Below are 21,708 nucleotides of genomic sequence, written 5' to 3' on the forward strand. Positions count from 1 at the left end.
CGATTTCTCAAAAGCCTTATTATAATTGGTTGCGGAGGCAGGATTTGAACCTACGACCTTCGGGTTATGAGCCCGACGAGCTACCAGACTGCTCCACTCCGCGTTATAACATTTATTTAATTTTCAAGAACCTCGGAGCAGTCTTCCAGACTTACCTCTCACAAAACGATACTTAATCGTTTTGTTCGGCAGAGTACTCCGCGTTATAACATTTATTTGATTTTCAAGAACCTCGGAGCAGTCTTCCAGACTTACCTCTCACAAAACGATACTTAATCGTTTTGTTCGGCAGAGTACTCCGCGTTATAACTTTATTCTTTTTTCAATTCTATCTTATAATCACACAAAAAGATATTAATTTCAAGCATTTGCTAAACTACGCAATTTTCCGGGATAAAAACTCTTTATTAAAGTATGAGAATTATAGGGAACCTTTAATGAGCGAAATAACAATTAAACCTGTAGCTGAACCTGTAGTTATGCCTGTACCTACAGCTAAATCTAGGGCTGTAGCTGCATCTGGAACTGGGGCTCCATCAATTTTCTCAGGCACAGAATCTAAAACAAAACCGGAAACACTACCTGCAGAACCTGAATTTTCCGAACACACTGTAAAAAAAGGCGACACATTAACTAAAATAGCTGCTAGACATGGTATAGAGTTAAAGGAATTAATGCGGGCAAACGGACTTAATAAAAAAAGTGCAGACAAACTACAAATTGGACAAAAACTTCTTATTCCGATAAAACCTAAAGCACAAAATACCACTCAAACAATCAATAGCGCAAGTTCAGATAAAAACTTCCAACAAGCGCTTTCTTTCGTTCTCAAAAAAGAAGGCGGCTACAACCCTAATGACAAAGGCGGTGGAAGCAATAAAGGCATCAGACAAGATATTTACCATGCTTATCTGCGCAAAAATGGAAAAGAAATCAAACCAATAACACAAATAACTGATAAAGAAGTCGAAGAAATTTATTACAAAGAGTACTTTAAAGCCTCGGGTGCAGATAAAATAAAAGACCCTAAATTAGCATTAGCTGTTTTTGACACTTCTGTTAACATGGGTGTTTCTGTAGGAAAAGCTATTCTTAAAGCAAGCAACGGGGATTTCAATAAATTCTTGGAACTTAGAATAGAAAAATATAAATCAATAGTTAAAGCAAACCCTGCACATGCAAAATATTTAAACGGATGGATTGCCAGAGTAAATTCTCTTCGTGACTTTTAGTCAACTCCAAACGAACTGTTTCAGCCAACTATTTTATTGTTTAATCAATAATTTTACGTCTGTATAGTAAATAAATTAGCGAGATTAGACTTCATTTTATCAACAAGTCCCGTAAATTGCGCAAGTTCATTTTCCGTAAAGTTCTTAAGAATTTGCTGAACCTGTTTATTTTTAATAATAGCGACTTCTTTAACACGTTCCAGCCCTAAATCTGTAATATAAACATAAATAACTTTTTTATTACTTGCCTGTTGTTCTCTGCGAATAAATTTCTTTTCTTCAAGAATAGAAAGCATTCTTGTAACATTAGGTCTGTCTTTAAGCAAAAGTTTAGCAAGCTGTCTTTGATAAACCCCGTTATTTTTAAGCAGGACAAACAAAACTTCGTACTGTTCCAAAGTTATATCTTTAAAAGGTGACGCCATCAACGCCTGTAAAACCGATAACCTAATCATTGTAGTAATTCTATTAATATCGTAACAAATACCAAGCTCAACCGATTTATCTAAATTACTCAACGCCTTAACCCCTTCCAATAGTAACTTACTGTTATTATTAAATATATTAAACAATTAAGGCATGATTGTCAATTATATATACCAATAGCGGAATTAAAATCCGTTTAAAAAACTTTCATTTTAAGGCAAGCTTTTACTTTTTGCCAAAGAGAAAAAGGCATACATTTTTCGTAATCAAAGAAACCTTGTGTAAGGGGATTATATAACTTTGAAAAAGAATATTCATTTTTAATACTGTCAATAATCTCTTTAATTGTAACGCTTGCTGATTTATCACCATACAATTTGTTAATTTGTACGGCATCCTCACCCGTAAATATGGCATGCGTAGCTATTTTATGAGCCAATTCAGAAACAGGTAACATATTATTATTTTTATCAAAAACATCGGTTATTTGAACCTGGTCCACTAATTCAAACGGAATTTTTCTTTCTTTACACTTTTGCTTAATAAATTTTGTCATGGTATTTAATCGGTTCAAAGCGTTATAAACAGCATCATCAGCCTGAATATCAACAGAATCCCTGCATTCATAAAGCAGCATTTTCCCGGAAAAAGAAATAGGCGCAACCATAAATTACCTCAAGATGAAATATTATTCCTTAATGTAAAAATAGGAAAAGCAAAAAATTTGCTACTTTGTATATTAATCGTTAAGAACAAATTTTTCAATAACCTGTGCAATGCCGTCTTCTTCAACATCAGGCGCAATAAAATCAGCATTCTTTTTAATATCGGGGCTGCCGTTAGCCATAGCCACCCCAAAACCTGCCGCTTCAATCATATCTATATCATTATCCTGATCACCTGCAGCCATTATCTCATCTGTTTTAAGCCCCCACATTCCGGCCAAAAATTTTATTGACTTCCCCTTAGAAGCTTCTATATCAACAAATTCACAGTAATTATCAGTTGATTTAACAACGTTTAAAACCCCTTTATATTTTTCGGCGAATATATCTCTTATTTCACTAACCTTATCCTTGTTATCATCAATGGCAACTAATTTAGCAAAATGAGCATCATGCAAATCTTCAAACCTATCCACTTTTTTATATCCAATATGTCTGATGCCGATATAATTTGCCAAACAATCATAAACTTTTTCTACAATTAATTTTCCTTCCGCATAGAGATTTACTTGTACATCAAAAGGTCTTAACGCGTTTGCAACTTCCATTACGAGATTTTTTGGCAACTTAATTTCCCTATATATTTTATCTCTATCCCTGATAACTGCACCCTGATAATTGATGCAAGGGGTATCAAGCCCCAATTCTTCAAGCAAAGGATAAGTAGCCTCATACATTCTTCCTGTAGCAATAACCACCTTTACACCTTGCCGGGTAACTTTTTTAATAGCTTTTTTAACTCGTTCCGAGGGTTTTGTACTTTTGCCTACAATAGTACCGTCAATATCCAAAACAATTAATTTAATATTCTTTTTCATTTTTTATACTGCCTATAGCCCTGTAAATAGCACAAATAGTCTTCGCATCATTAATTTGTCCTGATTTAATCATATCATCAACCTGGTTTATATTCACATTAAACGTTTCAATAACTTCACCATCGTCAAAGTTTGTCTGCAAATACTCTAAATCCCGTGCAATGTACAGATGCAGCTTTTCATTACAAACCCCCGGAGTGGTAAAAATAAACCCCAGATTTTCCCATTCTTTAGCGCTGTATCCTGTTTCTTCGGTAAGTTCTCTTTTTATACAATCAAACGGGTCTTCCCCCTCTTCAAGCTTTCCTGCCGGAAGTTCAATAATTTCCTGAGAAACGGGATAGCGGTACTGTCTGATAAAAACTATTGTTTCCTTATTAAGAAAAGGAACCGCCACGACCCCTTCAGCAAGCTCAACAACCTCTCTTACACTTTTTCTGCCGTTAGAAATAAGTACATCATCAGAGCGGACTCTGAGCATTTTAGCTTTCAGAAGTTCTTTTGATGATAAAGTTTTTTCTTCAAGTTTAGACATAATTTTCCTCACTGAAATTTCGGGTAAGAGCCTATCAGCCTGTAAAAAGTAGTCATAGGCTTAATTAATTCAATAGCATTTTTAACATTTTCATCTTCAACATGCCCGTCAATATCGACATAAAACATGTACTCTCCGAGATTTTTCTTGGAAGGACGAGAATCGATACAGGACATATTAAGCCCACAATCCTTTAATACATTTAAAACACTAACCAGCGCCCCCGGTTGATTTAATGTAGAAAAAGCAATAGAAGTTCTGTCATTACCCGAAGCGGAAGGATAGGTTCTGCCGATACAAAGAAATCTTGTTTTATTGTCAGGCTCATCATTTATGTTTTTTTCAACAATTTTTTTACCGTATAACGCAGCAGCTTTTTCATTGCCGATAGCGGCAGCGTCATCAGCGAAATCACCTAATTCACTGATAGCTTTGGATGTACTTGTTGAAGGGATTAATTCTATATCAAGTCCTAATTTTTTTTCCAAAGAATGTATATAGTTATTGCATTGAGCCAAAGGCTGCGGGTGCGAAATTATCTTGCGGACTTTGGTTATATCGCCGCTGTTGCTGATTAAACAGTTGGCGACAGGAACTATAACCTCTTGGAATACCCTGATATAATTTTCAGTTCTAACTATTTTATCAACGGTTTCGCGCACCAAGCCTTCAATAGAATTTTCAACAGGCACAACAGCGACGCAATCAGGATTTTTATCTACATTAACAATAATTTCATTAATGTTAAAAACAGGCACAGGCTCAAATTCCTCCAAAAAAGGAAGTATTTTTTTTGCAACATCAACTGCAATATCAGAATAAGTGCCTCTTGGACCTAAGTATAAAAGCTTTTTGGAGTTATCCATTTTAAAACCGCTGAACCTTGTCTGCAAGTTATTTTATCACAAAAATTTATGAAAATAAAAATTACCTTGTACAAGCAGCCCCTGTTATGATTTAATAAGTGTATTGTCATTGTGGACGCAGGCAAAGAAGCAACCCTGTCAATATTTTACAAATTGGAGTAAACAATGCCGCATAATATAAAATTTGGTACAGATGGCTTTAGAGCAATAATAGCGGAAGATTTTACCTTCAAAAACGTAGAATTAATAACCAAATCCATTGCTATTTACATAAAAAACCGATATGGCGCTGATAAACCTGTATTAATCGGCTATGATACCAGATTTATGGCAGACAAATTTGCAAAGTTCTCAGCCGAAATTCTGCAATCCTTAGGTTACAAAGTCCTTTTAAGCAACGCTTTTCTTCCTACCCCGGCCATTGCATACTGCGCAAAACACTTGTGCAGCGCAGGAGCAATAATGTTCACAGCAAGCCATAACCCGCCCGAATACTGCGGAATTAAATATATTCCCGATTATGCAGGACCCGCTACGAACGCTATTACTGATGAAATCGTCGCAAACATAGGTATAGAACCCCAACCGTCGGGAAAAAAACATGAAATACAAACTTTCTGTGCCAAAGATTATTACTTTGCAGCGCTTGAAGAATTAATAGATTTTGATAAAATCAAAACACTAAAAACAAAAATAATTTTTGACCCGCTTTATGCTACAGCCCAAGGATATTTTGACACAATATTGAACAAAAACGGAATTGAAGTAACCACCATTCACAATTGGACAGACCCGTTGTACGGCGGGCATATGCCGGAGCCTAAAGAACAATATTTAGGCGAATTAAAACAACTTGTCCTCTCAAACCAAAACGCCGTAGGCTTTTCTAATGACGGAGATGCGGACAGATACGGAGTATTTGACGAAAACGGCGAATACGTAACTCCGAATGAAGTTATGACGATTTTACTCAACCATCTCATAAAGTATAAAAAAGCCAAAGGCAAGCTCATAAAAACCGTTGCAGGAAGCCTTATGCTTGATAAAACGGCAGAAATATATAATATAGAAGTTATAGAAACCGCAGTGGGTTTCAAACATGTAGGTGAGGCTATGAGGGAAAATCCGACTATAATAGGCGGAGAAGAATCAGGCGGATTAAGTATAGGAGTGCATATCCCCGAAAAAGACGGAATACTTGCGAACCTGCTTGTTTTAGAAGCAATGGCATATGCTCAAAAACCTTTATTTGAACTAAAAAAAGAAATAAAAGAACTTATTAAAACAAACTATATAAACAAACGTTATGACTTAAAATTAAGCGAAGAGCAAAAGCAAAAAATGTTAGATTTATTTTTGAATACCCCCCCGACTTCATTTGCAGGTAAAGCAGTAACCAAAACCTGCAAAAAAGACGGCGTCAAATTTTATATGGACGATAATAATTCCTGGATTTTAATAAGATTTTCAGGTACAGAGCCATTGCTTCGCATCTACTTTGAATCACCCGATGAAAATTTTATAGAACAAGCCTTTAACGAAATAAAAAGAACTTGTTAAATTGATTTATATTTGTTAAAATTTTGGCATCATAAATATGGAGTGGAATATGAAAAAGAATTTACTAATAATCGCAGCATTATTACTTATGTGTCTGAGCGCACCGCCTTCATTTGGAATAGAAATAGATGTAATTGATATAACAAAAGAAAAACAATACGTCGATACACTAAATCGGGTCGGATTTAGATTGCTCAATGCAAATGGACTTACCAACAGAGCAATATTTCGTTATGATCCTAAAAGAGTCGCAAATGCCTACGCATTAACACATATACGTACCGATAGACGGGTTGTAGTTTATAGAGGAGCATTAATGCTATGTGATTCAGATGATGAATTAGCAGGAGTGCTGGGGCATGAAATATCTCACATAATGGACTCATATGACGGTATCTTAAGGGGAAGCTTTGATATTCTCAAATACGTACTTACACCCAGAAAGTATGAATACAAAGCAGATAAACGCTCAATAGATTATATGGTAAAAGCCGGTTATAACCCTGTTGCTTACATTGTCCTAATGACAAAACTAATGGGGCAATTTAGATATGATACTATTTTCTCGGGGCACCCTCTTACAACAAGACGCACAGCAGAAGTATATGAATATATTTATAAAAAATACCCTTACTTCTTGGCAGAGAATGCGTACAAAGATAACATTTATTACCAAAACTTCCTTCTTACTTCAAGTGAAAACAGAAGAAGATTACAAAAAAACATCCAAAGCGGTTCGAACAAAAAAACCAACTACAAGTAGGGCATTATTATGAAAAAAATAATCTTGTTATTAGTTTGTTTTCAGTTGTTTATCATGCCTGCAACCGCCGCTGCCCCAATCAAGGATGACTTTGTCGAAAGCTCTCTAAGTACATACAGCAAACAAAAACCAACACCTAAAGCTACACCCGTTGAAGATGATTTTGCCCAAAAATCCCTAAATCAGTACGGAGAACAAAAACCAACGCACAAAGATACGCCTGTTGAAGATGACTTCGCCAAAAAATCTTTAAACAAGGAAAACATCCAAAAACCGGATTATACAAATAAACTCATCAACTCTCCTCTCGATTTTTTCAAAAAAGAGAAAAAACAAGAAGTAATTATAAGCGATGAACAAATAAAAAAATATCTGGAAGAGAAAAAATATGAAATACCTCAGGTTAATCTCGTCTATGATTACACCTCCATCGAACAATACCCGATTAAAATAAAAGTTGCAAAATATGTAACAAGCAAACAGAAAAATGCCGAAGGGCAATTTATTAACTTCTATACCAAAGAAAAAATAACGCTTAAAGACGGTACAATCCTCCCTGCCAATACCCTTATAACAGGCAGGATAGAAACTATTGCACCAAATCAAGTAATGGGAATCCCGGCAGATATCGACATAGGAAGTTTTAAAATAGACAACTATCCTAATATTAACATACAAGGAACTTTGGACAAAAAAGGTGCTAATCGTGCAATATGGGTATACCCTCTGGCATACAGCGGTATAATCTTTTTTGGAATAGGAGTAGTGGTCACATATTTTCTATTTATGCCAATCAGAGGCGGGCATGCCAAATTGCAAAAATGGCAAACATATACCATTTACTATAAATAACCTAATTTTTAGCCTTAAACCAAAATTTCAAATACTTAGGCATCATCAATAAGACAGGCAAATATCCTAAAATCCCGTAGCAAAGTTTATAATATAAGAACTTGCTTTCAAGCGCCTTCAACTGTTTTTTAGGCAATTTAGACTTACCTTCAAAATGATAAATCTCAGCCTGCGGAACCAAAAAAGCCTTATATCCGCATTTTCTTGCCATAAAACCCAAATGTGTATCTTCAAAATACATAAAAAACTTTTCTGAAAAATACCCTAATTCCTGAAGAACATTTCTTTTGATAACAAGGTCAGCACCTGTAATATACTCAACCTCAAAAGGTTCATGCGAAAATTTTTGTTCATAAGAATTGTAAAAAATTCTCTCTTTTTTAAACAAATACTTCAAGGGTGTTTGTGTACAAATTAAACTCTTGATTGTATGCAAATGCCCGAAAGAATGAGTTTTTTTCCCATCCTCTCCAAAAAGCAACGCTCCCGCAATGGGTGCGTCAGAACTGCGCACAAAATCTACAAGAATTTTAACGGCATTGTTTCTTAATTTGGTATCAGGATTTAAAAACATGACATAATCCGCCATGCTCAATTTAGCAGCCTGATTATTAGCTTTAGCAAAACCTTTATTCTCAGTATTGGCTATTAACTTAACCTGAGGGAATTCTTCTCTTATCATCGCAACAGTATTATCGGAAGAATTATTATCAACAACCGATACTTCAAAATCAACTTCCAAAGTATTTTCAAATATAGAGTTTAAACAATCTCTTATCAGGGTACATGTATTATAGCTGCATATAATAATTGAAATATCCATGCAATCATTATATGTCAAAAAGCCGATAAAAAGTGGATTTAGCAACAATGATTAACTTTTGTAACGAAAAGTACAAAAACTGAAATCCGCCCCTTCCGATATACTTTATATATACAAGGTAAATAAATTCAATAAGGAGTAAAAAATGGGTTCCATAGATTCAATATCAAATATCAGCTTCGATTTCAAAAAAAACTTCCTTCAAAATACTGAAAATTCCTTCTCCTTCACAGGTGCAGGAAGAAATATCAATTTATCAGCAGCAGAAGGTGCATTTTCATCAGCATTAATTAATAAAACAGAAAAAGAACTTGATAAAAACATAGAAGAAAATCAATTAACATCAATCTCCAACAATTTTAAAACAGCACAAGGTGAATACTTAAATTATTCAGGCATGCTTGATCAGGCGAAAGCAGTATCAGACTCATTATCAACACAATCAGCATCACTACTTTCACAACTGACAAAATCAGATGCAAAAATAGCCGGTTTAAACACACAAAGAGATGCAGCTCAAACAGAAGTAAACAGCATTAAAACAACAAAATCCGGTATTGAGCAACAAAAATCCCTTCAATTAACAAACTTGGGCAGACAAAAAGGCAGTGTTAACAGCAGTATTTCAAATGTAAGCGGAAAACTTTCAGCAGCTCAGTCAGAAGCAGCAATGCCTGCAGCAGACGGTTCTGAAAACACAGCGGCAAAAGCGTTGGTAAGTGCATTACAAAGCCAATTAGCAAGCCTTAAAGAAAACTTGAACAAAATCAATCAAGAAATCAGTGAAACAACTAAAGACTACAACCAAAAAATAAATGAACAAGAACAAAAATTAAACAAAGCCGAAGCAAACTTCAACAAAATCTCAAATGAATTAAACCAAGAATTGGTTGTAAATAACGGAATTTCTTTAGAAAGCGCACAAGTAACCCAAACATTAAAAGAAGCTCAAGTTTATGAAAGAAGCGTAGAAACTCTTTTAACAACTGCCGAAGCTAAAATGAACAAACTTGAAGCAGAAGAAAAGCTTCAACAAGAAAAAACAACAGAAAAGAAAAATGTATTCGCAACAGCAAGCAACTACACCATCGAAAAAGAAAAAGAATTGATGGAAAGAAAACAACAAGCACAGCTTGAAGAACAAAAACAACAACAACAATAATCAAATAGTTTGAAAAGGAGTAGAAGAAAAGCCGGTTATTAAAACCCGGCTTTTTCTTCTACTAACGCACAAATAATATGTCCAATCATAATATGCGCCTCTTGGACAACAGAAGTTTCAAAAGAAGGAACCTTAATAACAAAATCACACAAATTATCTAAATCGGATTGCGCGCTGCCTGTTAAGGCAACGACTATAAGCCCTGTTTTTTTTGCTTCTACAACAGCCTCAATAATATTCCCGGAAGAACCCGAGGTAGAAATAGCGAAGAAAACATCGCCCTTAGCGCCACAAGCGTTTATTTGTCTTGAAAAAATATTATTAAATTCAAAATCATTGGCAACAGCAGTCAAAATAGAAGTATTAACCGTAAGGGCAAATGCACACAAAGCCTTTCTATTTTTTCTGAATTTAGAAACAAGCTCACATGCCAAATGTTGTGAATCGGCAGCAGAGCCGCCATTACCTGCGAAAAGCACTTTCTTGCCTGATTTATAAGCTGTAACAATAACATTGACAATATTTTCTATATTATGTAAAAGTGCTTCATCAGCAAGCATCTGACATTTTACATCAACAGCTTCTTGTATATATTGCCGGATAAAATCTTTCATAAATCCTCGTAAACAGAACCACAAAACAATTATACAGCAAATTTTATACAAAAACATAGTTCATTTAAAGCACTTTTTCATAAATAATATTGGAAACAAGATTTCCTTTTTCCATCCCTGCGGCGAATTTTTCACCTACTTTCCTAAATCCAAGCCTTTGCGCCAAATGCCTCATAGGACGATTATTTTTTTTTGTTTCAATCCACACCCCCTTACAGCCTTTAAGTTTTAAATCATCAAGAATAAATAAGAGGCTTTGCTCTATCTGAAGAGCAAAGCCTCTTTTAGCCCCGCCATAAAAAGAACAGGTAAAATTTTTATCGGAAATTTTTTTAAAATCACACAAAACCACAAACCCAAAGTACTCTTTAGAATTTTGAGTAATAGAATAAGCTGCAATGGGAATATTTTTTTTGTTCAAGAACCCGTCCAAAAAGAAGGCAACAGGATTTTGATATGAAGAAAAAATAATTTCGGAATAAAAAACAAGCAGAGCCAATAGCTCATAAAAAGCCACGGACAGGTTTTTCACCTCAATCAACTGAATCATAAACTACCCTTGCAACCATCTGCTATCTTTCATCAAAAAACACATCACAGAACTCTACTCCTAAAAGAGCCAACGAATGATATAATTTATCCCCAAAGAACTGCAGCTGAACAGATTTATTACTTCCGCTGATAACTGACGAAAAATCGATTACCTTATCTGTGGTCATAGTTACGTAACCATAAGCAACATCATCATCGTCCAAGACACCTTGACCTTTTTGTCCATGGTCATCATAAAACACTAAAGTATTAGATTCCAAATGAGAAAAAGCAGAATTATCCTCAATTTCATAATCCGAATAATTCTTTTTAACCTGACAGTTAAAGTTGTTATCTTCATCCATAGCAAGTATCAAATAAAGATTTTCAATCGTTTTATTTATATTAATATTGCCAAAGTGAAAAAATGGACTGGACCACGAAAAAGTAACCGGTTCGCCTAAAAAACTGGAACCGACAGCTTCTTTAACAATACGCCCATCTCTAAGTGAACATAAAATCTGTCCTTCATATTCCCATGCAGCAACAATTTCATAAGGCGCAATCCTCTGAAACCAGGCTTTGTTAACATAATCGTATATCAGAATTGTATCAAAATACTTTTTATTAGAACGATATAAAAAGCACCACAGCTGGGATTTATCGTAATAATTCAAAAGCATGGCTTCGCGATTAGCATAATTAACAAAGTCCTGAAGTTTATTCTTTATAATCCCGGAAAGTGCGGATTCCTGAATAATTTGTCCCAGTTCATTAACCGTAAAAGGATAAATTCCGTTATTAAAAAAGACCTGAATACCATGGGAAGCATTTGTAGCAAACGGACTTACGGAGCCCAAATTTGAAAACGGCTCAATAGTAAAATTACCGGGAGAATTCCCTGTTAATACAAAAGTCTGCTGTGCTTTATGAATAATAAGCGTATCTTTATAGCAGCATAATGCCGTAATAGGGCTGGTATCATTATGAAAATTATTAATAACTCCCGCATCATTAGCAGAGGTCCAATCATTAAACTTTCCCAAAGCACTGTAATACAGAGCAGCCCCATCACCTATAAAAATCCTTCCTTTATAGATTTCAACGGCCTGACCTCTAATTTGGTGATTACCTGCCGTAGTGGCATTAGCCTGATAAATTTCCTGAGAGGAGCCGGGTATAAACAAAAACGGGTCATCAATACCGTTAGAAACAAAAACCCCATTTAAAAATTTCTTAAAATTAGGCTTTGTCTCCGGAGTTAAATCAGCTTTTTTAACTATAAACTCCTCATTATTATAATATAAAAATTTACCATTTTTAGTTACCACAACTAAAAAAGAATTGCCCTCGTTTTCCCCTTCAAAACCGCCGATAATTTCATCAGAAAGACTCTCAGGCAAAACAGCGTAAAGCTGTGAGCCTTTCATCTTAACAATACCGCCGCCTTTTAAAAGTTCAACATTGAATCCGTCAGACCAGGAACATTTTTTCTCATCCTGTGCAACTAAAGGCGGCGAACTTTTAAAATCAAGCCCCCCGCTAAAATTATAATATTGAAAACTTCTAAATTTAGCCATTATAACTTTTTAAAACCTCCGTTAATAATTATGTGATTTCCGGCAAATAATTTTGCATTGCCTGTCAATTTCCCTACAGAAGAATCAAAATTCATCTTCCAATGATTATATTTAGGATGAGTAGTATTTTGTTTAAAGTTGAAAGCCGCACCGTTAATAAACAGCTTTTCTACAAAATTTTCAGGAATAATACTTTTATCATCAGCTTCTTTAAAATCGCTTTTAAGCTCTCCTGTAGCATCTTCTACAAACAAATCAGTAATATAAAAAACTTTAGCTACTGCGTTTGTCGGCGCAATAAGCAATTTTGTCCCAAAAGAACCAAAAGAATAAGCAGGGGCAGTATTTTTATAGAACAAAGAATAATCAGATTCAAACTTATACTCCTGAGTTCCGGCAATAATTTTAGAAATATGTCCGCTTATATTTGGAGAATACTCAAACCTGTCATTAGTCAATTCGATTTCTTTTACTTTTTGTCTGAAATAAAAATCATCGCTTAATATGCAAATATCTTTGTTTAACCTGTTAATAACATCAAGCAGTCTTTTATTATCAGGCTTTTTAATATCAATATCAAAATCCGTTATTTCTTTATAATTCAACTCTACAAGAGTTTTATTCATAATTTCAAGTAAATTCATTATACATACTCCCTGCAATAAAAACTTATTAACTTATCATCCAATTGAGCCTGCCCGTTAGTCTTTTTTTGCATAAACTGTTTTTTGTACTCATCATTTAAGCCAAACAGTGCAGCAATTTGAGGACCATTCAAATAGTAAACCGTATTATTTTTAATATCAGATACCTCATAAAACGTCGAATAATCAAACACATCTCCGGAAGCCACTTTATCAAAGTCAGAAATACACTTTGTTTCGGTCTTGCCAATATTTTTAACCAACATGCCCAGCTTTTGTTTTTTTAATTCAGAAATTTTCTCGTCAATTTCCATAGGTGTAAGCAGCCTTTCCTCAAGACTTTTGTTGTTTTTGGAACTCATAATTTTCTCCTATATTAAGTAATACAAAAATGAGGCTTAAAGTGTTAAACCTCTCAAGCGCCGATTTAAAAGTTCAACGCTTATAAAAGCAATGCTTTTATGCTAAATTCAAAGAATGAGTGCAATAAAAGCAATATTTCAAGAATATAAAACATACTTCACATCACTAATATCCTTATCGCTGCCAATAATCGCAGGTAATTTGGGACATATTCTTATAGGTACCGTAGATGTAATAATAGCTGCGTACCATTCAACATTTACTTTAGCCGGGATAAGCCTTGCCACAGCAATTTTTATGACATTTTTAATAGGGGCTATAGGCTTAACTTCAAGCATCTCCCCTGTCATATCAAATTTACGCGGAGCAAAAAAACCGACAAAAAAACTTCTTCTGTCAACCATTGTATATTCACAAATAGTAAGCTTATTCTTTTTTATACTTTTAAGCATAGTAACATTTTTAATACCTAAAATAGGCTTGGCTGAAGGTATAGCCCCATATGTTATAACCTATTTGAAAATAACGAATTTTTCTATTTTCGGCGGAATTTTATTCAATGCGCTCAAAGAATTTCTGCAAGCTTACGAAATAGTAGTATTCCCTAATGCATTATCTATAATAGCAATCTTCCTGAATTTAATTTTATGTATAATTTTTGTATTCGGAGGTTTAGGTATCCCTTCACTTGGCATAGCAGGGCTGGCATACGCGGCATTGATAGTCAGAAGCCTTATAGGCATAATTTTGCTGATATATTGTTTGCCGCTCATAAAATTCAGCACAAGAAAGTATAATCATTATATAAAAGACCTATTAAAAGTAGGCTTACCTATGTCATTTGCTTTATTTTTTGAATTTTTAGGATTTAACACAACCGCCGTGCTGCTGGGTACATTTTCTGCCCTTCTTGCCGCAACCCACAATGTAATAATAACAATCACGGGAATGATATATATGATACCTTTAGCCATTTCCAATGCTATCTCAATAAAAGTAGGATTTTCTAACGGCGAAAAAAACATAACCAACGTTAAACGCTACACAATAGCAGGAATTATTTTGATACTTGGTTATATGACAACAATGATAATTTTGTGTTCGGTTTTCCCATCGCAAATTCTCGGTTTGTTTACTCCCGATAAAACCATAGTAACAACAGCAATCCCCGTTATAAGTATAGTATGCTGTTTCCTTTTGTTTGACGGGCTTCAATGCGCAAGCGCAGGGGCTTTAAAAGGGCTCAAAGAGACCAAAGCAATAATGCTGACAATGTGTCTTTCTTATCTGGTGCTTGGAATTCCCATCGGCTGCATACTGGCATTTAAATTTAATATAGTCCTTACAGGTTTTTGGCTCGGACTTGCCATCGCACTTTTTGCAGCCGGCATGGTAGCAACCGGTATTTTAATTTATAAAATAAAAAAATTGCAGTATAAATATGACTTTTAATACTGGTATTTTAAATTTTTAAGTAATAGAATATATACAGTAAGAGATTTCATTAGACAGAGATGATAGAAGAGAACAAAAAGGCAGAGAAAACCCTATGGGTATCACACTTTGCAGTTGATACATATTCCGGTTTCGTAAACCCTATAATGCCATTTATAGCAGCCCATCTTGGCATGTCATTAGCAATTACAACATTGATAATAGGCTTATCTCACTTATGTTCTTCAATGTTACAACCGATTTTTGGGTTTATATCAGACAACTGTAGAAAAAGGTTTTTCATATTTTGGGGAATGCTGATTACTTCAATCTTTATTCCAATGATAGGTATAGCCCCAAGCATTTTTGTTTTAGCCATATGCCTTATTTTAGGAAGCGTAGGTAACGGTTTTTTCCATCCTCAGGCAACAAGCTTCATTAACCTGTTTTCAAAACCCGAAACCTTAACCAAAAACATGAGTGCTTTTTTGGCGGCAGGAACTATAGGATTTGCAGCAGGACCCATAATTTCATCATTAATACATGATTGTTTCAGCGAAAAAGCCCTTATCTATACCTCACTGCCGGGTCTGTTATGTGCTTTTGCAATAATAAAATTTGTCCCTAAAATATCCCATATTCCGATTACAACCCCCAAAATCATTTTCAAAAAAGCAATAAGAGATATATTTTCAAGCAAACCAATGAAAGTTCTGCTGTGTTTTTCCATTTCCAAATCACTTACAACCCAATCTTTGTGCATATTATTGCCATTTCTATGGAAAAGCATAGGGTACAGCGCATCTCATATAGGTATACTATTATCTTTGTATTTGATAGCAGGAGCCTTAGGCACAATGACAAGCCCAAAACTTGAAAAAAGATTCGGCACCCGTAAAGTTATTAACGGTTCCTTATTGTCTATATTGCCGTTATCCGTTATTTTTGCAATAACCTATCAAAGCATTCCGTTAATCTCATATTTAACCTTCATAATAATAGGCTTTTTTTCAATGTTAAGCGTGCCGATAAATATGATACTTGCCCATCAGGTAATGCCTGATTATAAAAGCCTTACTTCAGGGTTAATAGGCGGCTTCAGCTGGGGAATAGTAGGGATTGCAATGTCGCTGGTCGGCGCTTTAGCCCAACAAATAGGAATAATCAATATTCTTATCACAGTAGCAATTTTCCCCGCAGTTTTCGCATATTTTACGAAATATATCCCAAATAAAATCGGTGAATAAACCTTTACCTCCAAACTCTCTATGTTGATGGTCTTAAATTTCAGGTTTATTGGCTATGCTCAATTCCACCCTCCCGAAATCCGCTGAAAAGCGCTCACAGCCCCTGCCATAAAACAAGCCTTCAATCTGTTTACACCGTATAAAATCAAAATATCCCTGAAAATATCACTGCTGATTTTGGCACCGTCTTTTATAATGAAGTCTTTATTTTCACAAAGCCAATCATGCACCATAGAAGCGGGCAAAAAAGCGGGGTCGTACTGCGACCCCACTAACCGCCATAAAAAACGGGGTATATTTGCCCCGTTCCAATTATAGCCCTTATTTACGGCAATTCCGTAGGATTGCCCGTCGCCGAAATAAGAAGACAAATAATAAATATCGTTCTTTAAAATAAAAGGTTTTTCTTTGTTTTCAGGATTAACAACAATCACGGGTCTTTTATTAAAAGAATTATACATTTAACCCCTCTTTTTCCTTTTGCAGAATAGCTTTTGCTTGTTTTCGCTCGTTAAAATACCCTTGCTGAACCCCTGCCAAAAATATGGTCAGATTAGTTAATTCGCTTAAAGACATTTCAACGGCACGTTCTTGCAGTTCGCTGCTATCCCAAATTTTCATGGGGAACATATCAGGTATCATCTGTCCTGCGCTTAAGAGCGAAATATAGGTATCTTGAGCGTATTTAGGTTTATAAGCAAACCCATTTGTATAAGTAACAGGTGTGTCAAGCTTTATAATATATTCTCTATCAAGAGTAATAAGCTCCTGCTCAACCTCTTGTAAACGCTTTTGTTTTAGATATTCAGGCGATTGTCTTAAATCCACAAACTCACCATCAATAATATCCCAAGTTATACCCGCAGGTTGTGTACAAAAAACATCCCAAACCTCATCGGCAACAGATGTGATATGGTTTGGTATTTTATCTCCGTAAGCTTTTTTGTTTTCATCAAAATAAATAGTCATTATGCAACTCCTTTTAATGGTATAAACCTTATTATGCCTGAACCCGATGTAACAGTTAATTGATAAGTTGAATTTTTGCCTATCAGGTAAGAAGCATTATCGTACCAATTACTACTTGTACTATTTTCGACAAATATAAATACTTCCACGCCATCAATATATAATTTTACATCAGCAGCTACGCCTCCGTGAAAACCATGAATTTTTAATAATCCTGCTTTATCTGCTGTATGTAAGGTATTAACTGATTTAGATACAGCATTTACATAACTTGGCATAACCATATCAGCCAGACTTGCTTTTCCCGCAGTTGACAGATTAGATAAGTCAACACTAGCTTTATTGTCAATAACCGCTTGCCCTTCTGTTGACAGATTAGATAAGTCAACATTAGCTTTAGCAGTAATAACCGCTTGCCCTTCTGTGGACAGGTTAGACAAATCATTATCAGCTTTCAAATGTAAATTATCATAAACACATTTTGCGGAAGGATATTGAATATCATCAGCAGAAGCAGAAAGGCTTACAATTTTATTAGCAATATCCTCTTTTAAAGAAAAATCGGATGCCGGAACCAAGCCTAAATCTGCACTTGAAATATTTCCTTCCAGCATAACATTATTAATAGAAGGCTTATTAGACAAAGCTTTATAATCACTTACAGAAAAACTTTGAACATTAATTACATATTCAGCCTTTTCAAGTACAAGGACATAATCCTGATTAATTATTTCTATGCCGGACATACTTTAAACTCCTCAACTTTTAACCCGCTGGCGGATATAACTTCTTTGTTCTGACCTTGTATCTTCCAGATTGTATAGTAATAATCCTTATTTATATTAAGGCTTATAGTATCTTCAGATTTTATAAACACACTAAAACGACCTTCAGAAGGGCTGTAAATCAAACCGGTATCATAAGGATCAGAAATTTCCGTAATAATTTTTTCCAGCAAAAAATCACTTAACTGATTTTCGGTTTCTTTTAATTGAAAAATAATGGTGCTTCCAACCAAACTCACGGGCAGACCCGTAGTTTTTTCTCTGATAGAATAATTAATTGGCTTTTGCTCGCCGATTTTAATTTTAATCATAATTTCCCCCTTAATATTTAATACATGGAACTAATTGTAAATACTTAGGAAAACAATCCCCACCCCATCCTGTTGTTGATGTAGTATTAGTTGTCATCCCTACTAATGCGCTCCCCTCTCCAATATATGTACCGGGAACAGCCATAGTCAGGGTGCCCAAAGTATGGGAGTGAGCAGGTAATATAGTATTAACGGCATTGCCGCTGGCACCCGAGGAAGTCCATCCTCTGATAAACCTTTGGTCGGTTAATAACGGCAGATTAAACGTTGTAGAGCCGTCACCATTGCCAAAAGCAGTACCTATGGCAGTAAACAAATCAGCATAAGTCGTACGTGAAACAGCTGCCCCGTTACAAATCAGCCAACCGCTTGGCGCAGAACTTCTGGCGCTCCAAATCACAGTTCCTGCGGGTACATACTGTTTTAACAAACTCAAATTCACGGAATGAGAAGTTTCTGTAGCATTAGCCACGTTGAAAGCTTCTGATACCGAGCCGTTTTTATCGGCTTTTAAAGATATATTGGTATTTAACATTGAAACATTGGTATTAATACTCACTTCCAATGCATTTACAGCATCATTTGTTTTTGAAAAATTTTGGTTCATAGCCGAAGCGCTCACTCCCTGCCCCGCCTGAAACTCATTATAGTCAATCGACATAATTTTCTCCCATATTTAAGTAACACAAAAAACGCCCACTCTGGCGTTAAGCCCTGATAAAAGAAAAAGGCATATTCCAAAGCCATGCCGCAAAGAAATATCAGAGATTGTTCATTTTTTTAGAAATATCATCTTCAAATTTATCTATAGCAAAACGCATACCACGCAAAAAATCCTTAGATTCAACGCTGTTAAGGTAAGAAAAAGCGAGTTCTTTCACATATTGTTTAAAAACCGCCCATTCTTTGGTTTTCATAACCTGATCTAAAAGGTAAATTTGGTGAGAAGTCAGCTGTTTTAGGTAATTCATTTACTTTAAACCTTTCAAAATTATCAAACCCATACTGCTCAAGCAAAAATTTCATTACTTCATTAGCATTAACCGTATTTTTAAGTTCAGGAAATATTTTGAACAGATTAGCACAGGCATCAAACATTTCTTTAGCCTTGAATTTTCGCACCTGAATAGCATTTCTGTCGCCATAAATATACTTATATTCACCGTTTCTAACATTTTGATTTATAGCAAGAGTTTGTTTACTATTATCAATCTGAACAAAAATATTTTCATCTTCAAAAACCAGATTAGCAATCAAATCGGCAGATTTTTCAACAATAGGAATAACCAAATCCTGATTAATACAATCAATAATCATAGCCAATCTGGCATTTTGCCCTCCTGCGCTGAATTGAACTTCTGTAGCGCTGCGCTGGGTGGAATTTGGTAACCCTGCAAAGTTTTTGAAAATCCCCGTTGTAGTTTCTTCAATTGACTTTAAATAGGTCAAAAACTCCCAGCCTTGCAAAGCGCCTGTCATATTCAAAGGCATAGGAGTTTGAGGCATAAGCGCAGGTTCATATTCCACAATTTTACCCGGGTCAATTTTTTGTTCCGGAGAGCTAAAAGCCCCTTTCGGCGCCAAATAAGCAGGATTTGTAACAAATTCCAAAGCTCTCAGCTGGTTTACAAAAATCTGTTGAGCCTTTTCTTTCATAGGCAAAGCTGTTTTCAGATACAAGAACCCCCTTTTTGTATCAGGGTCTTCAACTATATTCATCACAACAAAAGGATTAATCACAAAAGGATTATCCTCCAGCCTTATAATAAATTCCCTTGCGGCAAGAACCACAACCTGATTGCGCAAAACAGTGCCATCTTGAAGAACAATATCCCCCCAATACTCCAAAAGCTCAATCTTATCATCAATAACACCCTTAGAAGTTTTCCTGTCTTTTTCATGTATAAGATGTTTAAGCATTGTCTTTGCAGCTTCATCAAGTAAATTAAAATCATTGATACAATCAAGCTGCTCAGGAGTAATAAAAGTCTGATAGATAAAATATTTTTTGTTTTCAGTATCAAACACCAGATTTTCAGGGTCAATAGCTTTAATATCAAGCCCTTCATAAACTTTTTTAGGCTGTACTTCAATAACTTTCTTTGTTTTCAAAGAAGTCTGAGCGTCAATACCCGCAACAGGCTTTTCCACTTCCCTGCGTACAAATTTTTCCTCGGTTCTCCAACCGACAAAAACAACGGCTTCAGATTTTCTTATTAAAAAATCAATAGCTTTATCAAGTGTGGAAACAAGCCTGCTGCTCTCAAAATATCTCATTAAATTACGTTTTTGAATAAGAGCATTTTGTTCACTTTGCTGATTTAAACCTTTCACATCAAACAAAGATTCCAAGTTCGAATACAAATTTTCCCAAATATGAGATTTAAAAGTTTGATAAAGTTCAAACAAATCAGGCATTTGAAATTTATCATTATCTTTTAAAAAAACAGCATTTTCTAAAGACTTAATGTCCTCTTTTTGTTTAGCCCTCGCACTATCAAGCTCCTCAAACATAAAAGCTATCTTATCTCTCAAATAATCAAGCCTTAAATCAACTTCTTCCTTGTCTGTTTCAAGATTTTCCTGCGCCAAATTCTCAAGCGCCATGTCCTTTTTCTTACCTTTACTCATCTTTCCTCCTGTTTAATTAACACTAAGAATTGAGGCCGTCTATTTAAGCCGACCCCTGTTTTTTAATTAATAAATAACAAATTATTTTACAAAATCATAAATTTTACCGTTGAAAACCAACAGCCCGTTTTTTCCAAGCAAACGCGGAACAATAATTTTTTTATACCCGTTTTCTTTTTTATGCAGAGCAACAAGCCCCATCTGCGGGAAAAACCCACCATTATTAATATTGACCCATTTACCATCTTTAAGTTGCAAAATATATAAAGCACACCCCTGCGCACCGCCGCCGCAATACACAGTGGAAGTATTATACCCCAACAACTCCGGAACAGAATCACCATTCAAATCAAACACCACAGCCTTTGTGTCTTGCAATGCGGCATTAAAAATATTGCCTTCCCCGTCAATATACAAATGACCTTCCTGCTCCAGCAAATAATTATACAAAAGCAAATCTTCTTCGGTAATATCATCATGCTCAAAGTTAATGACGGTATCCTTATTAGAACTTTTTGCAACTATCAAAAAAACACCCAAAGCTATTATAACTATTATGATTAATAAATTTTTTAATTTCATCCCATTATTTTAACATACTTAAATCTCAAAAAAAAACTCCCGGTTTAGGGGAGCAAAATTAGGGAAAGGGAAGGTTTTAGGGAAGGTTTATAAAATTCTTTGATTGTTCACTGCTTACATATATATAAAGTATATACTCAATACAGAATTGCAATTTTTCCTATTTTATTTACAAAACTTTACACACAACCTGAAAATCCTGCTCTGATAAGCCTTAATCAAATAAGATTAAAAAAAATCAAGCCGTTTTAAAAA

26 protein-coding genes and 1 tRNA gene are annotated in these 21,708 nt (G+C 35.1%); 7 read left to right on the plus strand and 20 right to left on the minus strand.

Annotated features, from left to right (window positions below):
- Positions 1-26: 26 nt before the first annotated feature.
- A tRNA-Met gene (locus PHX18_00075) sits at positions 27-103 on the minus strand.
- A 334-nt stretch (positions 104-437) separates the two neighbouring features.
- Here PHX18_00075 and PHX18_00080 point away from each other — a divergent pair.
- Positions 438-1,232: a glycosyl hydrolase 108 family protein gene (locus PHX18_00080; protein ID MDD3593004.1), complete on the plus strand. Its 795-nt coding sequence runs from the start codon at positions 438-440 to the stop codon at positions 1,230-1,232.
- Between the two features lie 53 nt (positions 1,233-1,285).
- On the opposite strand, the gene PHX18_00085 is transcribed toward PHX18_00080, so the two are convergent.
- The 5 genes from PHX18_00085 to pheA form a co-directional block, all read right to left on the minus strand.
- Entirely contained in the window at positions 1,286-1,750 is a 465-nt protein-coding gene (locus PHX18_00085; protein MDD3593005.1) for a MarR family transcriptional regulator, read from the minus strand.
- A gap of 104 nt (positions 1,751-1,854) precedes the next feature.
- A complete protein-coding gene (locus tag PHX18_00090; GenBank protein MDD3593006.1) occupies positions 1,855-2,325 on the minus strand; it encodes a hypothetical protein in 471 nt (156 codons plus the stop codon).
- Between the two features lie 72 nt (positions 2,326-2,397).
- On the minus strand, positions 2,398-3,201 hold the full coding sequence (locus tag PHX18_00095) for a Cof-type HAD-IIB family hydrolase (protein MDD3593007.1): 804 nt from the start codon (positions 3,199-3,201) through the stop codon (positions 2,398-2,400).
- Positions 3,185-3,736: an NUDIX hydrolase gene (locus tag PHX18_00100; protein ID MDD3593008.1), complete on the minus strand. Its 552-nt coding sequence runs from the start codon at positions 3,734-3,736 to the stop codon at positions 3,185-3,187. Before PHX18_00100 ends, PHX18_00095 begins: the two co-directional genes overlap by 17 nt.
- An 8-nt stretch (positions 3,737-3,744) precedes the next feature.
- Positions 3,745-4,602, minus strand: a complete 858-nt coding sequence (gene pheA, locus PHX18_00105; GenBank protein MDD3593009.1) for a prephenate dehydratase — start codon at positions 4,600-4,602, stop codon at positions 3,745-3,747.
- A gap of 165 nt (positions 4,603-4,767) precedes the next feature.
- Between pheA and PHX18_00110 the strand changes: the two genes are divergently transcribed.
- Genes PHX18_00110 through PHX18_00120 form a run of 3 tightly spaced genes read left to right on the plus strand, consistent with a single transcriptional unit; the run spans position 4,768 to position 7,777 of the window.
- Positions 4,768-6,162, plus strand: a complete 1,395-nt coding sequence (locus PHX18_00110) for a phosphoglucomutase/phosphomannomutase family protein (protein MDD3593010.1) — start codon at positions 4,768-4,770, stop codon at positions 6,160-6,162.
- Positions 6,163-6,211: 49 nt separating this feature from the next.
- Complete coding sequence (locus tag PHX18_00115) at positions 6,212-6,925, plus strand: M48 family metallopeptidase (protein MDD3593011.1); 714 nt, start codon at positions 6,212-6,214, stop codon at positions 6,923-6,925.
- 9 nt (positions 6,926-6,934) lie between these two features.
- On the plus strand, positions 6,935-7,777 hold the full coding sequence (locus PHX18_00120; protein MDD3593012.1) for a hypothetical protein: 843 nt from the start codon (positions 6,935-6,937) through the stop codon (positions 7,775-7,777).
- A gap of 1 nt (position 7,778) precedes the next feature.
- Here the strand turns inward: PHX18_00120 and PHX18_00125 are convergent, their stop codons facing one another.
- Positions 7,779-8,600, minus strand: a complete 822-nt coding sequence (locus PHX18_00125; protein ID MDD3593013.1) for a glycosyltransferase family 2 protein — start codon at positions 8,598-8,600, stop codon at positions 7,779-7,781.
- Positions 8,601-8,745: 145 nt separating this feature from the next.
- Here PHX18_00125 and PHX18_00130 point away from each other — a divergent pair, with 145 nt between their 5' ends.
- Positions 8,746-9,762, plus strand: coding sequence for a hypothetical protein (locus PHX18_00130; protein ID MDD3593014.1), 1,017 nt, complete (start codon positions 8,746-8,748; stop codon positions 9,760-9,762).
- 38 nt (positions 9,763-9,800) lie between these two features.
- On the opposite strand, the gene PHX18_00135 is transcribed toward PHX18_00130, so the two are convergent.
- The 5 genes from PHX18_00135 to PHX18_00155 form a co-directional block, all read right to left on the minus strand.
- Positions 9,801-10,376, minus strand: coding sequence for an SIS domain-containing protein (locus PHX18_00135; protein MDD3593015.1), 576 nt, complete (start codon positions 10,374-10,376; stop codon positions 9,801-9,803).
- Positions 10,377-10,440: 64 nt separating this feature from the next.
- Positions 10,441-10,926, minus strand: coding sequence for a hypothetical protein (locus PHX18_00140; protein ID MDD3593016.1), 486 nt, complete (start codon positions 10,924-10,926; stop codon positions 10,441-10,443).
- A 22-nt stretch (positions 10,927-10,948) separates the two neighbouring features.
- Entirely contained in the window at positions 10,949-12,487 is a 1,539-nt protein-coding gene (locus PHX18_00145; protein MDD3593017.1) for a hypothetical protein, read from the minus strand.
- Positions 12,487-13,131: a hypothetical protein gene (locus PHX18_00150; GenBank protein MDD3593018.1), complete on the minus strand. Its 645-nt coding sequence runs from the start codon at positions 13,129-13,131 to the stop codon at positions 12,487-12,489. Before PHX18_00150 ends, PHX18_00145 begins: the two co-directional genes overlap by 1 nt.
- The gene (locus PHX18_00155) at positions 13,131-13,493 is read right to left on the minus strand and encodes a hypothetical protein (protein ID MDD3593019.1); all 363 of its coding nucleotides are present in this window, start codon (positions 13,491-13,493) and stop codon (positions 13,131-13,133) included. Before PHX18_00155 ends, PHX18_00150 begins: the two co-directional genes overlap by 1 nt.
- A gap of 115 nt (positions 13,494-13,608) precedes the next feature.
- Here PHX18_00155 and PHX18_00160 point away from each other — a divergent pair, with 115 nt between their 5' ends.
- Complete coding sequence (locus PHX18_00160) at positions 13,609-14,946, plus strand: MATE family efflux transporter (GenBank protein ID MDD3593020.1); 1,338 nt, start codon at positions 13,609-13,611, stop codon at positions 14,944-14,946.
- 62 nt (positions 14,947-15,008) lie between these two features.
- A complete protein-coding gene (locus PHX18_00165; GenBank protein ID MDD3593021.1) occupies positions 15,009-16,175 on the plus strand; it encodes an MFS transporter in 1,167 nt (388 codons plus the stop codon).
- A gap of 59 nt (positions 16,176-16,234) precedes the next feature.
- On the opposite strand, the gene PHX18_00170 is transcribed toward PHX18_00165, so the two are convergent.
- The 8 genes from PHX18_00170 to PHX18_00205 all read right to left on the minus strand — a co-directional run bounded on the left by PHX18_00170 (position 16,235) and on the right by PHX18_00205 (position 21,453).
- Entirely contained in the window at positions 16,235-16,636 is a 402-nt protein-coding gene (locus PHX18_00170) for a DUF1353 domain-containing protein (protein ID MDD3593022.1), read from the minus strand.
- Complete coding sequence (locus tag PHX18_00175; protein MDD3593023.1) at positions 16,629-17,144, minus strand: hypothetical protein; 516 nt, start codon at positions 17,142-17,144, stop codon at positions 16,629-16,631. Before PHX18_00175 ends, PHX18_00170 begins: the two co-directional genes overlap by 8 nt.
- A complete protein-coding gene (locus tag PHX18_00180; protein MDD3593024.1) occupies positions 17,144-17,890 on the minus strand; it encodes a hypothetical protein in 747 nt (248 codons plus the stop codon). The genes PHX18_00175 and PHX18_00180 overlap by 1 nt, the downstream gene beginning before the upstream one ends.
- Complete coding sequence (locus tag PHX18_00185; GenBank protein ID MDD3593025.1) at positions 17,878-18,240, minus strand: hypothetical protein; 363 nt, start codon at positions 18,238-18,240, stop codon at positions 17,878-17,880. Before PHX18_00185 ends, PHX18_00180 begins: the two co-directional genes overlap by 13 nt.
- 10 nt (positions 18,241-18,250) lie before the next feature.
- Complete coding sequence (locus tag PHX18_00190) at positions 18,251-18,901, minus strand: phage tail protein (protein MDD3593026.1); 651 nt, start codon at positions 18,899-18,901, stop codon at positions 18,251-18,253.
- Positions 18,902-19,001: 100 nt separating this feature from the next.
- Positions 19,002-19,157 (minus strand): hypothetical protein, encoded by a 156-nt coding sequence (locus PHX18_00195; GenBank protein MDD3593027.1) that lies wholly within the window; start codon positions 19,155-19,157, stop codon positions 19,002-19,004.
- Entirely contained in the window at positions 19,129-20,871 is a 1,743-nt protein-coding gene (locus PHX18_00200) for a hypothetical protein (GenBank protein MDD3593028.1), read from the minus strand. The genes PHX18_00195 and PHX18_00200 overlap by 29 nt, the downstream gene beginning before the upstream one ends.
- An 81-nt stretch (positions 20,872-20,952) precedes the next feature.
- Positions 20,953-21,453, minus strand: a complete 501-nt coding sequence (locus PHX18_00205; protein ID MDD3593029.1) for a hypothetical protein — start codon at positions 21,451-21,453, stop codon at positions 20,953-20,955.
- Between the last annotated feature and the right edge of the window lie 255 nt (positions 21,454-21,708).

This window comes from Candidatus Gastranaerophilales bacterium, from assembly GCA_028696075.1.
Lineage (GTDB): Bacteria > Cyanobacteriota > Vampirovibrionia > Gastranaerophilales > JAILCC01 > JAQVHS01.

Bases quoted from the DNA above. Each gene is read 5' to 3' on its own strand.
- PHX18_00080 (MDD3593004.1), top strand. From the start codon at position 438: ATGAGCGAAATAACAATTAAACCTGTAGCTGAACCTGTAGTTATGCCT.
- PHX18_00090 (MDD3593006.1), bottom strand. From the start codon at position 2,325: ATGGTTGCGCCTATTTCTTTTTCCGGGAAAATGCTGCTTTATGAATGC.
- PHX18_00095 (MDD3593007.1), bottom strand. From the start codon at position 3,201: ATGAAAAAGAATATTAAATTAATTGTTTTGGATATTGACGGTACTATT.
- PHX18_00100 (MDD3593008.1), bottom strand. From the start codon at position 3,736: ATGTCTAAACTTGAAGAAAAAACTTTATCATCAAAAGAACTTCTGAAA.
- pheA (MDD3593009.1), bottom strand. From the start codon at position 4,602: ATGGATAACTCCAAAAAGCTTTTATACTTAGGTCCAAGAGGCACTTAT.
- PHX18_00110 (MDD3593010.1), top strand. From the start codon at position 4,768: ATGCCGCATAATATAAAATTTGGTACAGATGGCTTTAGAGCAATAATA.
- PHX18_00115 (MDD3593011.1), top strand. From the start codon at position 6,212: ATGAAAAAGAATTTACTAATAATCGCAGCATTATTACTTATGTGTCTG.
- PHX18_00120 (MDD3593012.1), top strand. From the start codon at position 6,935: ATGAAAAAAATAATCTTGTTATTAGTTTGTTTTCAGTTGTTTATCATG.
- PHX18_00125 (MDD3593013.1), bottom strand. From the start codon at position 8,600: ATGGATATTTCAATTATTATATGCAGCTATAATACATGTACCCTGATA.
- PHX18_00130 (MDD3593014.1), top strand. From the start codon at position 8,746: ATGGGTTCCATAGATTCAATATCAAATATCAGCTTCGATTTCAAAAAA.
- PHX18_00135 (MDD3593015.1), bottom strand. From the start codon at position 10,376: ATGAAAGATTTTATCCGGCAATATATACAAGAAGCTGTTGATGTAAAA.
- PHX18_00140 (MDD3593016.1), bottom strand. From the start codon at position 10,926: ATGATTCAGTTGATTGAGGTGAAAAACCTGTCCGTGGCTTTTTATGAG.
- PHX18_00145 (MDD3593017.1), bottom strand. From the start codon at position 12,487: ATGGCTAAATTTAGAAGTTTTCAATATTATAATTTTAGCGGGGGGCTT.
- PHX18_00150 (MDD3593018.1), bottom strand. From the start codon at position 13,131: ATGAATTTACTTGAAATTATGAATAAAACTCTTGTAGAGTTGAATTAT.
- PHX18_00155 (MDD3593019.1), bottom strand. From the start codon at position 13,493: ATGAGTTCCAAAAACAACAAAAGTCTTGAGGAAAGGCTGCTTACACCT.
- PHX18_00160 (MDD3593020.1), top strand. From the start codon at position 13,609: ATGAGTGCAATAAAAGCAATATTTCAAGAATATAAAACATACTTCACA.
- PHX18_00165 (MDD3593021.1), top strand. From the start codon at position 15,009: ATGATAGAAGAGAACAAAAAGGCAGAGAAAACCCTATGGGTATCACAC.
- PHX18_00170 (MDD3593022.1), bottom strand. From the start codon at position 16,636: ATGTATAATTCTTTTAATAAAAGACCCGTGATTGTTGTTAATCCTGAA.
- PHX18_00175 (MDD3593023.1), bottom strand. From the start codon at position 17,144: ATGACTATTTATTTTGATGAAAACAAAAAAGCTTACGGAGATAAAATA.
- PHX18_00180 (MDD3593024.1), bottom strand. From the start codon at position 17,890: ATGTCCGGCATAGAAATAATTAATCAGGATTATGTCCTTGTACTTGAA.
- PHX18_00185 (MDD3593025.1), bottom strand. From the start codon at position 18,240: ATGATTAAAATTAAAATCGGCGAGCAAAAGCCAATTAATTATTCTATC.
- PHX18_00190 (MDD3593026.1), bottom strand. From the start codon at position 18,901: ATGTCGATTGACTATAATGAGTTTCAGGCGGGGCAGGGAGTGAGCGCT.
- PHX18_00195 (MDD3593027.1), bottom strand. From the start codon at position 19,157: ATGAAAACCAAAGAATGGGCGGTTTTTAAACAATATGTGAAAGAACTC.
- PHX18_00200 (MDD3593028.1), bottom strand. From the start codon at position 20,871: ATGAGTAAAGGTAAGAAAAAGGACATGGCGCTTGAGAATTTGGCGCAG.
- PHX18_00205 (MDD3593029.1), bottom strand. From the start codon at position 21,453: ATGAAATTAAAAAATTTATTAATCATAATAGTTATAATAGCTTTGGGT.